The 12369-nt window shown below is 41.1% G+C and carries 15 protein-coding genes and 1 other RNA gene; 5 read left to right on the top strand and 11 right to left on the bottom strand.

Annotated features, from left to right (window positions below):
* Positions 1–532: 532 nt before the first annotated feature.
* The 11 genes from cmoB to OS173_RS12990 form a co-directional block, all read right to left on the bottom strand.
* The gene (gene cmoB, locus OS173_RS13040; RefSeq protein WP_267184729.1) at positions 533–1498 is read right to left on the bottom strand and encodes a tRNA 5-methoxyuridine(34)/uridine 5-oxyacetic acid(34) synthase CmoB; all 966 of its coding nucleotides are present in this window, start codon (positions 1496–1498) and stop codon (positions 533–535) included.
* A gap of 8 nt (positions 1499–1506) precedes the next feature.
* Positions 1507–2220, bottom strand: a complete 714-nt coding sequence (cmoA, locus tag OS173_RS13035) for a carboxy-S-adenosyl-L-methionine synthase CmoA (RefSeq protein WP_267184728.1) — start codon at positions 2218–2220, stop codon at positions 1507–1509.
* Positions 2221–2230: 10 nt separating this feature from the next.
* A complete protein-coding gene (locus OS173_RS13030; RefSeq protein ID WP_267184727.1) occupies positions 2231–2581 on the bottom strand; it encodes a histidine triad nucleotide-binding protein in 351 nt (116 codons plus the stop codon).
* A 10-nt stretch (positions 2582–2591) separates the two neighbouring features.
* Positions 2592–3179: a recombination mediator RecR gene (gene recR / locus OS173_RS13025; RefSeq protein ID WP_267184726.1), complete on the bottom strand. Its 588-nt coding sequence runs from the start codon at positions 3177–3179 to the stop codon at positions 2592–2594.
* A 4-nt stretch (positions 3180–3183) separates the two neighbouring features.
* The gene (locus OS173_RS13020) at positions 3184–3507 is read right to left on the bottom strand and encodes a YbaB/EbfC family nucleoid-associated protein (protein WP_407659826.1); all 324 of its coding nucleotides are present in this window, start codon (positions 3505–3507) and stop codon (positions 3184–3186) included.
* 2 nt (positions 3508–3509) lie between these two features.
* On the bottom strand, positions 3510–5144 hold the full coding sequence (dnaX, locus tag OS173_RS13015; RefSeq protein WP_267184725.1) for a DNA polymerase III subunit gamma/tau: 1635 nt from the start codon (positions 5142–5144) through the stop codon (positions 3510–3512).
* 345 nt (positions 5145–5489) lie between these two features.
* Positions 5490–5585, bottom strand: an RNA gene (gene ffs / locus OS173_RS13010) — signal recognition particle sRNA small type.
* A 56-nt stretch (positions 5586–5641) separates the two neighbouring features.
* On the bottom strand, positions 5642–6325 hold the full coding sequence (locus OS173_RS13005; protein WP_267184724.1) for an HdaA/DnaA family protein: 684 nt from the start codon (positions 6323–6325) through the stop codon (positions 5642–5644).
* Positions 6318–7412 (bottom strand): AI-2E family transporter, encoded by a 1095-nt coding sequence (locus OS173_RS13000; RefSeq protein ID WP_267184723.1) that lies wholly within the window; start codon positions 7410–7412, stop codon positions 6318–6320. The genes OS173_RS13005 and OS173_RS13000 overlap by 8 nt, the downstream gene beginning before the upstream one ends.
* A complete protein-coding gene (locus OS173_RS12995) occupies positions 7412–7978 on the bottom strand; it encodes a CDP-alcohol phosphatidyltransferase family protein (RefSeq protein WP_267184722.1) in 567 nt (188 codons plus the stop codon). The genes OS173_RS13000 and OS173_RS12995 overlap by 1 nt, the downstream gene beginning before the upstream one ends.
* Positions 7975–9000, bottom strand: a complete 1026-nt coding sequence (locus OS173_RS12990) for a DUF2066 domain-containing protein (RefSeq protein ID WP_267184721.1) — start codon at positions 8998–9000, stop codon at positions 7975–7977. The genes OS173_RS12995 and OS173_RS12990 overlap by 4 nt, the downstream gene beginning before the upstream one ends.
* A gap of 164 nt (positions 9001–9164) precedes the next feature.
* On the opposite strand from OS173_RS12990, the gene purM reads away from it, so the two are divergent.
* The 5 genes from purM to OS173_RS12965 are packed head-to-tail and all read left to right on the top strand — an operon-like array spanning position 9165 to position 12190.
* Positions 9165–10202 carry a phosphoribosylformylglycinamidine cyclo-ligase gene (gene purM, locus OS173_RS12985; protein WP_267184720.1) on the top strand — a complete coding sequence of 346 codons (1038 nt, stop codon included), beginning with the start codon at positions 9165–9167 and terminating at the stop codon, positions 10200–10202.
* The gene (purN, locus tag OS173_RS12980; RefSeq protein WP_267184719.1) at positions 10202–10819 is read left to right on the top strand and encodes a phosphoribosylglycinamide formyltransferase; all 618 of its coding nucleotides are present in this window, start codon (positions 10202–10204) and stop codon (positions 10817–10819) included. Before purM ends, purN begins: the two co-directional genes overlap by 1 nt.
* Positions 10804–11496 carry a hypothetical protein gene (locus tag OS173_RS12975; protein ID WP_267184718.1) on the top strand — a complete coding sequence of 231 codons (693 nt, stop codon included), beginning with the start codon at positions 10804–10806 and terminating at the stop codon, positions 11494–11496. Before purN ends, OS173_RS12975 begins: the two co-directional genes overlap by 16 nt.
* Positions 11497–11510: 14 nt before the next feature.
* Positions 11511–11843, top strand: coding sequence for a BlaI/MecI/CopY family transcriptional regulator (locus tag OS173_RS12970; protein WP_267184717.1), 333 nt, complete (start codon positions 11511–11513; stop codon positions 11841–11843).
* Between the two features lie 59 nt (positions 11844–11902).
* Positions 11903–12190, top strand: a complete 288-nt coding sequence (locus OS173_RS12965; RefSeq protein WP_267184716.1) for a polyhydroxyalkanoic acid system family protein — start codon at positions 11903–11905, stop codon at positions 12188–12190.
* Positions 12191–12369: the final 179 nt, after the last annotated feature.

Genomic DNA, 12369 nt, shown 5'->3' with positions numbered 1-12369 from the left:
CTAACTTATATAATTTTAAGAAATTACGTGATAGTTATGGTCACTTTTTGTCGTTGTACCTTTATTAACATCAACTCAAGTGCCCACACAAGTTATCTATTTGAGTTTTTAAATTACTCTTTTGAATCTCAAGTCTTAACAACTTTTAACCCAAAAATACTCCCGGCATTTCGCTCGGGAAAGGTGCGATATTATCGCTGATTTTTTTCCTTTTGCAAGCTTTTTTAGAACTATTTTTAATTCGTCCCAACTCGTCAATGAAAATACATTAACTTACTCGCTCGAGGGCTGCGTATTATCACCCAAAATTTTTGCTTTGCAAGCTTTTTTAATAACTAAATTTTATAAAAAAACAATTACCCTAAAACCATTAAAACGCCGGTTTAAAAAACCATTGTTGCAAAGCAAGATGCGCATTATAGACATTCAGCTTTGTTTGTAAAGGGTTGATTTGAATTTTAATTATAATGAAAAAGCATACCGCCACCTGAGCTTATATATGGGGCCGATTCACTCTATTTAAAGACATATTTTATTTCTGACAACGAATAATAACGCGTCGAGGAGGCAAGTAACCTTCTATGGTTTTAGTTTGGTCTGCATTAAGAAAGTTTATCAGTGAATGAAAGCGCATCCACTGTGTCGTTCGCTGCTCTGTGCTTAAGGTATTACTTTCATCAATTACTGTGATCTGTTTGAAACCAATTCTTTGCAACCAGCCACACAACATCTTAACACTTGGTAAGAACCATACATTACGCATTTGCGCATAGCGATCCTCCGGCACCAAACATGTCTGCTCATCTCCGGGTATCACCAGTGTTTCCAATACCAATTCGCCACCGGGTCTTAATAATTGCTTTAAATGCTCTAAATGACCGATGGGTGATTTCCGATGATAAAGAACCCCCATGGAAAAAACCACATCAAAATAAGGAAAATGCTGCGGCAACTGCTGGATTTTAAGCGGCAACATGGTTGCCATGGTTTGGGTATACTTCTGAATACTCCAAAACTGAACATTTTGTAAGATACCCGGCTCAATACCTAGTAGTACTTGAGGTTGATAAGCCGCCATTTTGAACAGATAGTAACCATTGCCACAACCCACATCCAACACAGCTTTATGATTAAGGTTTGGTAAACTCGATATGAGTCGTTGCCATTTTTTATCAGATCGCCACTCAGCATCAATGTCAATATCACATATAGAAAACGGACCTTTACGCCAAGGAATTAACTGCTCAAGTCCAGATTTTAACTGCTGCCGTTGCAATTCATTACACTCTCCATCTACAGTAATCGCATCAGTCGCTAAGTCCACATCCAGCGAATCTAATTTTGGTAAACTGTCATATGCATTTAGCCAACGCGGGAAATCACCTTGATTCATGTTTGATACGGTCTGTCGCGTTAAGTTTTGTAGGGTATCGAAACCTGCAGACAGAAGAGTGCCCTGCACTTGCTGCTTTAAATTGTTGAGCTGAACTTCAAACATGGCGGTTGCTATTTAAATGCAACCAGAGACACAAAATTAAAAGCCCGAAACCACACTTCAATCGAATGAAAACCCACTTCTGTAAGTCTCAGCTCCCAATTCGATAAAGTATCAGGCTTTAGGGTGTCTTCCAAAGCCTGTCGTTTTTGAGCGATTTCTATATCACTGTAACCATTTATCTTCTTGTAACCATGATAGAAATCAATCATTTGCTGAGAAGATTTTACTTTTTCAGACAATATAAATATACCTTGATCATTTAAGCCTTGATAGATGCGTTCACACACCGCTCTACGAGAACCCGGCGGTAAAAACTGCAACGTAAAGTTGCTAACCACCATACTGGCCTGCTGAATTGTCGCCTGGCGCAAATCTTCAAGCTGCGTGTGGATTGAGTTTTGGGTGATTTGTTTTTCTAACAATTGCTTAAAATGGCAAACCATGGCATCAGAGTTATCTATGGCATGGATATTTACTTTTTGATTACCAATTGCCTGGTCAACAGTCAGACTAACCGCACCTAGAGAAGATCCTAAGTCATAAACCCGGGTATTGGGCCGGACAAAGCGCATGGCATACATGGCAATGCCTTTAAGAATGGTGTCATAACCGGGCACCGAACGTTTAATCATATCAGGAAAAACTGACGCCACCTGCTCATCAAAAGCAAAGGCTGAAACCTCTTCATAGGCCTCACTGAATAACTGGTCGCGATTACTCATATTAATAGAATTAACCCGGAGGCCATTCCATTTGCCGCCCAGCTAAAAAGTGCATATGTATATGATTAACAGTTTGTTGACCATTTTCATTGCAATTCATGACAATGCGGTAGCCATTTTTGTGCTCACCAATTTCTCTGGCATATTTATTGATGGCTAAATGGATTTTGCTGACATATTCCATATTGGCTTCATCGATGTCATTGTGCGTTTTGATACGCACTTTTGGTATAAACAACACATGGATGGGGGCTTGGGGATTAATGTCCTTGAATGCCAAAACAAAGTCATCTTCATAAACCACATCTGCAGGCACCTTACCTGCCAAGATTTGATCAAAAATGGTACCTTTTTCGTTCATAAATGTGTCCTTATAGAAAAGTTCGGCCGGCAAAAGCATGAGCCAATGTGTTGTTATCAATGTATTCCAAGTCACCACCTAAAGGCACACCATGAGCCAAACGACTGGCTTTAATACCACCTTTTTCAGCTAAGTTAGCCAAATATTGAGCAGTGGTTTCACCTTCCACCGTTGAACCGGTAGCGACAATAAGTTCCTGGCATTCGGGGCGCGCCATGATGTCAATTAGTTTATTAAGTTTTAACTCGCTAGGACCTAAACCGTCTAAGGGAGAAAGTTTACCATGCAGTACAAAATAGCGACCTTTAAAATCGGTGGCTTGTTCAATTTGGATAATATCAGCAGGACTTTCAACCACACACAACTGTTGCCAATGACGTTGATCATTACTACATATATTGCAGATATCATTTTCTGTGAGGGTTCGGCACAAATCACATTCTTTGACTTGATCTAAAGCCAAACCCAATACCTTAGCCAAAGCCCGCGCGCCGTCTTTATCTTTTTGTAAAAGAAAGAATGTCAATCGCTGCGCTGATTTTGGACCAACACCAGGCATGATTTGCAAGGCATCCATCAGTTGTGTAACCAGTGACATGGTATTAGAATGGCATCTTAAAACCCGGTGGCAAATTTAGACCATCGGTTAAACCACCCATGTTTTCTTTTTGTAAATCACTGATTTTATTCATGGCATCATTAAAAGCGGCAACCAATAAATCTTCAAGCATTTCAAAATCGTCACCCACCATGGCTTGATCAATGTCGATTTTTTGAACTTGTTGTTGGCCGTTCATGGTGATTTTGACCGCATCTGCACCCGCCGAGCCAGTGACTTCTTTTTGAGCTAATTCAGCTTGAGCTTGTTGCATTTGCTCCTGCATTTTTTGCATTTGCTGCATCATATTGCCTAATGTACCTTTCATAATTATTGACCTTTTTTCTGATTGATGATGGTGGCATCAAACCGTTCTTGTAAAGCATCAACCACCGGATCTCTGTCCTGTTGGCGCTGTTGATTCGTCTGCCTATCGGCATCGGCCTGTTTTTTAGCCACTGAACTTACTTGATCTCGAATGGTAAATTCCAATCGATAATTTTGTTTTTCAACGGCCAACACTTGTGCCAACTTATCAACAGAGGTAGGTGTTTTAAATGGCTCTACCGATGCGTCTAAAGCAAATATAATGGTGTTATTGGTATTTTCAAGCACCATTAAATTTCGCGCCAGTTCTCTGGGCATCCCTTTAAGTGGTAAATCTTTGAAAATTTCTGGCCAGTTATCATTATTTAGTTCCGATAAATTAATATAATCATTCGTTAACTCTGCCTGCGGTTTGGGTTCTGCTTCTACGACTTTTGGTGACTTAACATGAGTCATTTTGGCATTATCGACGGATTGACTTTTTTGTGAGGATTCGACATCAGATACAGTTTTCGTCGATACCTGACTGCTTTCTAACTGTTCACGCTTGCCTGGATTAATATCGAAATCAAGCATGCGGATAATGGTCATTTCAAAAGATATTTTTTTATCCGGCACGGTTCGCATTTGCTGCAAACCGACGACCACAAATTGATAATATAACTGACCAACTTCTTCCGCTAAATTATTGGCTAAATTTTTCAATGTGGTGACATCAAAGGCGCCTCCACCTGTGACTTTATTTAACGATTGGGTTAAGGCCACTTCATGCAATAAACGGCTCAGCTCTTCTAATAATTGGCTGTAATCAATGGACATGGCGTGAAACCAGTCTAATTTATCGACAACACCTTTTTTATCGCCGGCAATAATTAAATTAAGCAGCTCAACCACATGAGATTGCTCAACAGTACCAAGCATAGTCCGCACTTCATCATAATTCAGCCGATTCCCGCCAAATGCCAAAGATTGATCCAACAAACTTAACGCATCTCGCATACTGCCATCTGCAACACGTGCCACCAGTTGTATGGCTTTATCCTCATAATCGAGCGATTCACGCTGTAATATTTCGGCTAAGTAATCGCTGATTTGTTTTTCTGTTAAGCGTTTTAAATTAAATTGCAAACAACGTGATAATACAGTTATGGGTAGTTTTTCCGGCTCTGTGGTGGCCAGCAGAAACTTGACATGCTCAGGTGGTTCTTCCAGTGTTTTCAGCAACGCATTAAAACTACTTTTAGAAAACATGTGTACCTCATCAATGAGGTAAATCTTGTACTGACCTTTATTAGGTGCGTAGCTGACGTTGTCTAACAAACTACGGGTATCATCTACACCGGTTCGAGAAGCGGCATCCACTTCAATCAAATCAATAAACTCACCCTGCTGAATTTCAAGACAATGGATACATTGACCACAGGGTTCGCTACCGACCCCTTCCAGGCAGTTTAAGGATTTCGCTAACACCCGAGCCAAGGTGGTTTTACCCACACCGCGGGTTCCGGTGAATAAAAAGGCATGGTGTAAACGGTTATTATCCAAACCGTTTACCAGGGCTTGAACCACATGCTCTTGGCCCACAACTTCTTTAAAATTCTGGGGCCGGTGTTTTCTGGCAAGTACTTGATAGGTCATAGTGATGTTAGAGATTTTTGCATAAATCTGGGTCGATGGGAAAAAGCCAACAGCATGGCCCTTTTAAGGCAGCTAAAATTACGCCAGTCAAGGCAGGAAACGCCGACTAATATTCGGCTTATTCGCTTTTTATTCTGTGGCCGTTGCTTCCGTCTCCTGCTTACATGACACACCTTCGTCCATGGAGACGTCTTGCTTTCGGCAAACCGCCACATAAACAAAGCGAGCCTGTTATTAGCACCAAAAGTAGGACCATTAGGCAGTTTTCTAACGCAGAGTGGTGGAATTTTAGACTTTTTAACACGATTCATGATTGACGCAAAGATCTCTGCTAATAAGTGGGACTCCCGCCAGCCGGTCCCCGCACATGGTGTTACAACTACGGCTGCTCCCTTCCGGGCCTGACCGGGTTCATTGCTAACCATTGCGGGGCGACAAACGAGAGTCACCGATGGCGTATTATCCACATTGACATGGGGCTTGTCTACCGACATTATTTATTTCTCTTCAATTGCTCGTTTTACAAAAGGCACGGTTATTTTTCGTTTATCGCGCAGAGACAGTGCTGACAGCTTCCTCAGCAAGGCATCAAGCGATGCATAATCAGTGGCATGATGACCCGCAATAAATTTTAAAACCGCGTCATTTGCCGGTATGCCATGCTGTTTAAACTGTCGTGTTAATAACAAAATCGCCTGGTCGCCACTTAATACTGACAACTCTAAAGTTAAGCCTGATTGTAAGCGGGAACGCAAATCCGGTAATAACCAACTCGGATCACGGGGTGAAACTTGTGAGGCCACCAATAAAGACAGCTGTTGCGCACGACAAAAATTAAATAAATTGAATAAATGGCGCTCACCCAAGGCTTTGTCGGCCAACAAGTGGATATCATCCAGCACCAAATAGCACCAGTGTGGTTGAATAAGTTCACTGATATCTGTATCAAGCATTACCGAGGCTGAAAAAGCCGCACCTTGATCACCCTGTTTTTGACGTTGCTGACTATAAGCCGATAACAAGTGACTTTTACCGGAACAAAGTGCACCCCATAAATAACAAAACCCAGGCAACTCCGAAACAGAACTTAAACTCGCAACCACATCATCATGACCGATAAAATCATCAAAGCCAGCTGATTCAGATATTTGTAATTGTAGGGGTAGCTGTGGTTCAGTCATCAGTTATGTTATTTTGCTTTTCTACAGATGGTCGTCCGTATAATTCACTGTCCACATATTTTTGATGAGCATGTCGCAATAAAACCATTACCACGGCAGCCATAGGCAAACCCAGCAATACGCCAACAAATCCAAACAACTGGCCACCGGCTAATACTGCGAAAATCACGGCAACAGGATGTAACCCAATTTTATCACCCACCAACCAAGGTGTCAGTACCATGCCTTCCAGTAACTGCCCAACACCAAATACAATCAATACATACACAACATGAATTAAATCGCCGAATTGCACCATGGCAGCGATAACACCGCCAATCAAACCGGTAATGGCACCAAGATAAGGCACGAAAGATACCAAGCCGGCACCCATACCAATCAATAGCGACAAATCAATACCAATTAGCCATAAACCAATGGTATAAATTGTTCCTAAAGCCAGCATGACACTTAACTGACCGCGCAAAAAGGCACTTAAAACTGAATTTGATTCATGCGTGATTTTATGGACCGTATAATAATAGCGACGCGGAATTAATTCCCCGACACGCGCAGTGATAATATCCCAATCGCGCAGCAGGTAAAACAAAACCACAGGAATCAGCAATAAATTCATAACCCAGTTTAGAACAACCATACCGCTTTTAGTCACTGAACTGAGCACAGTTTGCGCCACACCACCGGCACTCTCCCAGTGCTCTTTTAACAGCTGGGTTAATTGGCCAGTATCAAATAAATCAATTTCCAAACCAAAACGTGATTGCAACCAAGGATTAACATTATCCTTTAGCCAATTAATATAAATCGGCAAGTTTTTAATAAAATAACTAATTTGGCGCTCTAAAGCGGGAATTAGAATTAATGCCACTGTAATCATTAATAAACTAATTAACACAAAAACCACCACCACCGACAAAGTTCTGCTGAGTTTCCAGGTCTCCAGCTTATCAACCATGGGGTCAAATAAATAAGCAAACAAAGCTGCAATCACAAATGGGGCCAATATCGGTGACAATAAATACACCAGATAACCGACCACTATAATTAAAGTCAACAGATAAATCTGGCGCATCAGTTGGTTCTGCATTAAGAACTCCCTTGTTTAAATTGTTGTTTGATTCTGACACCCATCCATACGTAGTGAATGCCGCTGATCACCGTAAAAAAAGCCACTAAAACAATTAACAGCTGATTAATTTCAGCTAAATCATAAATACCTGCCAAGGTCACCAGTAAAGTTAGAATAAGAATAATTTGTAACGCCGTATTAATTTTACTGACAAGTGTCGGTGTGGCAATTTTTAAACGCCCCACAAAAAAATTAACATAGCTAGTACCCAATATAATCACAACATCACGACCCACAATCATTAAAAACAACCACATGGGGAAATGTTGTTGATAAACGAAAACACTAAAACAACACAGCATCATCAGTTTATCAGCCAATGGATCCAAAATACTACCCAAGCGCCCTTGCCAACTGTAGCGTTTAGCTAAAAACCCATCGACACCATCAGAAGCACCTGCTAATAACGCCAGAATTAAGGCACCGGTGTAGTGTTTTTGCAACATCAACCAAACCAACGGTATCAACGACAACATCCGCGCAATGGTGATGGCGTTGGGAATATGTCGCAAGTAAGGATTCATGGTTGCCAAGAAAACACAATGCGATTATTGATTCCCAGTGGCATGTGTTGCAACAATCCATCTTTTGTCAACACCTTGGCAAATGTGTCACTATCGACCCGTGCATTAACTTGTAATTGTAAACTCTTTTGTCCGTAGGCGGTTGCCTGAAAGTTCTTGATTAACGGTTGATTATGCAGATAACGCCACAGAACCAGCATGGCGCTGGCATCACTGATGTCATTGATGGTAACTGCCAAGGTGAAATCACCAAATTCACCGGCATCAATGCGCTGACCATCAGCCAGTTTTTGTTGTATGGAGGTGGCCAAAAAATCTAAGCCTTCAGGAAGCGAAACAAATTGGCGGTTCTCAATATGCGCATCACTGTCAGCTGATTCAAATAAACCTGCGCGATAAGAATAACCACTTCGAAAATGACGTAACTTAATTAACAAGACCTGATCAGGTTGGTAGTCTAAATACACTTTATTAACCAAATCAGGGTTCAAATAACTGACGTCTTCAGGTTTAAATTGCAACAAATCAGCATCCATCGAATTATAGAACTGATGTTCAATACCTTTATTGGTCAACACTTTATTTAACCAATATTCAGCAGCAGAGTTTTGTTGCGCATGGGAAAGCGACCCGTCTTCTTGTTCTTCAACCAACCAAATAAAAAGGTCTGGTCGATTTGGTGGCCATAAAGGAACATTTCGATCAATCAACATCTGATTAAGTTTGGCGCCATCAGTCACGACATGAAACCACAAACCCGAATATTCGAGGTTGGCTGGTATTTGCTCATAATAATGGCGCAAAATGACGTCTTTAAAAGAAGCATCAAGCCAAGATTGTTGCGCAATCTCCGCCTCACTCAAGCCACTTTTTTTGCTGATAACCGCAGTCAATGCCGCCATCATTTGCGCATTATCTTGAGGATTTTGTTGATCCACCAAAGTGGCAGCGGCATTTAAATTGTCCAATTGTGCCACTGCTGTTGTGGCCAATAAACACAAAAGATAGATTACGTTTTTCATAGGGCTAATTATAAAGGAAGATATCAGCAAAAAAACAATTAATCCAATTCAGATGTCTTAAAATATTCAGACTAACCATTCAAATCAGTTAAACTGTCTGGTTTTTTTAACACAAAAGTTCGGCAATCGACTACAATCGCACCTGCTTTAAAGCCAGTAAAGATATGACCAATAAAAAGCCTTATACCTATCAACAAGCCGGTGTGGATATTGCTGCCGGTAACGCCTTAGTCGAACGCATTAAACCTTTTATTAAACAGACCCATCGGCCCGGTGCTATGGGTTCTTTAGGTGGTTTTGGCGGTTTATTCGATTTATCTGAAGTTAACTGTGACAACCCTGTACTGGTGTCGGGCACTGATGGTGTCGGCACTAAACTTAAATTAGCCCAGCAACTTAATGATCACAGCACCATTGGTATAGATTTGGTGGCCATGTGCGTCAACGACATCATCGTCATGGGTGCCGAACCTTTATTTTTCCTGGACTACTACGCCTGCGGCCAACTCAATACAGATCAAGCCGCTGAAGTCATCAGTGGCATTGCAGAAGGCTGCCGTTTATCCGGTTGCGCCTTAATTGGCGGAGAAACCGCTGAAATGCCCGGAATGTATTCACAAGGCGATTACGATCTGGCGGGATTTGTGGTTGGGGTCGTGGATAAAACCAAGATTATCGACGGCAGTCACATAAAAGCCGGCCATCAGATTGTCGGTGTGGCGTCCAGTGGCCCACATAGTAACGGTTACTCCTTAATCAGACGTTTAATTGATGACCATCAACTGGATTTGTCGCAAGCATTTGACGGTAGCATCCTGGGCCGCAAGCTGTTACAGCCCACCACGCTTTATCCAAAACCAGTGTTAAGTTTATTGAACAATAGCGCACCTGTTTTGGGCATGGCTCATATTACCGGCGGCGGTTTAATGGAAAACATCAGCCGCGTAATCCCCAAAGGTTTAGCTGTGGAAATTAAGCGTGGCAGTTGGACCATGCCTGAAGTCTTTAGCTACTTACAGGACCTGGGCCAAATTGAAGAAACCGAACTCTTCAAAACCTTTAACAGCGGTATCGGCTTATGTTTAATTGTTCCTGATGATGCAGTGAGTGACACCATTAATCATTTTAAATCACACCAATTAGCCGCGTGGTCTATTGGCCAAGTCACCAAGCACACAGGCCAAGATGTCACAATAATCTAATGCGTGTTGTTGTATTTATTTCCGGTCGCGGTAGCAACCTGCAGGCATTGCTTGAAGACCAAAATCATTATAAAGTCACACATGTCATTAGCAATCGTTCACAAGCGGCCGGGTTAACAACAGCCGAGCGATTTTCGGTACCAACCACAGTCATTGATTGGCGTGATAAAATTCAGGCCGAAGCTCAAGCAATCACATTGCTTAACAATGTTAAGCCCGACCTCATAATACTGGCTGGCTTTATGCGCGTATTATCGGCAGAATTTGTGGCCCAATTTCCTCGCAAAATCATTAACATACACCCTTCTCTTCTGCCTTTGTATCCGGGCCTGAACACTCACCAAAGAGCCCTTGAAGACCGCCAAACCATTCACGGTGCCACCGTTCACTTTGTGGACCAACATTTAGACCGGGGTCACAGCATCAGCCAGTGTCACATTAACATTAAAGCCGATGACTCCGCAGAAACTTTAGCCGACCGTTTGTTGTCCAAAGAACATGCGCTCTTAACAACCACCGTCAAAAAAATAGCCCAAGGCGAAATTTATTGGCGAAATAAACAGCTTTATTACAACAATCAAATTATTTCTCAACCCATTCTATGGTCAAATACATAATATCACTGATAACCGCAGTCATTTATTTGGCATGCTCAACAACCACTATTCACGCCAAACCACTTACATTCACAGCCATCTACGATGTCTATGAAGATGACACCATAAAAGCCGTTACCACTTCAAGGTTGCAAAAGCTGGATCACCATCATTACCAACTCACCGATATCACTGAAGGGACAAAGGGATTGGCATCATTGCTGAACTTCAAGCGCACTGAACACAGCAAGTTTATATATCGCGATCAAAAAGCCGAAATGATTAATCACAACATGAAACAAAAAGTGGCTTTTAAAAGCAAACTATATAAATTTAGCCATCAACCCGGTGAATTTAGCTATCAAGGTATTAACCGCAAAAAGCCATTCAAATTAAACAGTCAACAACCCTTGCTCAGCACCCACGTCATGTCCTGGCAACTGACTCAACAAGTTTGTCATAACCCAAAAGATAATATGCAATGGCAGATACTAAAATCTGACGAACCGAAAACATATTTTTTTAAAACTGTCGCTGTTGATAACGATAAAATCCTGGTTCATCGCATATATCAAAATCGTTCAGATAAAAGCACCCGTATTTGGATTAATAGCAGAGACTGCTATATCGAACAAATCATTTATGAAGATAACGGTAAAATTGTGCGAACAGTCATTAAAGATATTAATTTTAATTAACCCTGATTATTCGCATGAATCCTGATAAGTTACCGCTACCAACCCCCAAAGAGTTATTGATTTTATCGGTGCTATGGAAATTTGGGCCATCCACCGTCCGTGTCGTCCATGAGCACCTCAAACAACGTCAACAAACCACCACTTACACCACCACCTTGAAAATGATGCAAGTGATGCTGGATAAACAGTTACTGGAAAAAAATAATGATCAAATGGCACATATTTATACACCTCGTGCATCACAAGAATCCACTCAATTGCAATTAACGCAAGATTTGATCAATCGCGCCTATAATGGCAAAGCAAATGATTTAATCAATTTGCTAAAAAAAACAACAAAAGCCTAGTAACTTAATGGCATATTAATGATAAAGTAATCAGTCGCTTAACCGTAATTGTTAAATTTATGTCTAATATTAATATAACCTACCCAATGCCAGGTAACTTAGCACAAAGTAAAGAAGTCATCGATGAACTTCTTCAGGACTTGGAAAACAAATATCATATTCATCATCAGGAAATCGGTGAAAATCATTACCATTTAAAAGGCAGTGGTATTAAGGGGGAAGTCAAATTAGATCATCAAGAACTCATCATCACAGCACAGCTCAATTTTATGATGATGGCTTTTAAACCAATTATTGAAAAAGAAATTCATCGACAGCTAGACAATTCTTTCAATCATTTAAGTTAAAAAAACCAGGCATAAAAAAACCGGCATAACAGCCGGTTTTCAGGCTAATGACAAACCCCTGTTTTTTTCAGGGGTTTGTTGCTTTTAGGCTTTTTTATTAATAATTGGCTGTTAGTAACCTGAACTTTTAACCGATACTTAAGTAGGCTTAAAAGTTTTTGATATGGCAGTTATTGTTG

It is taken from the genome of Marinicella gelatinilytica (assembly GCF_026410405.1).
In the GTDB taxonomy this organism is placed as follows: domain Bacteria; phylum Pseudomonadota; class Gammaproteobacteria; order Xanthomonadales; family Marinicellaceae; genus Marinicella; species Marinicella gelatinilytica.
The sequence above is the reverse complement of the archived record's forward strand: the minus strand, read 5'-3'. Positions and strand labels throughout refer to the sequence as shown.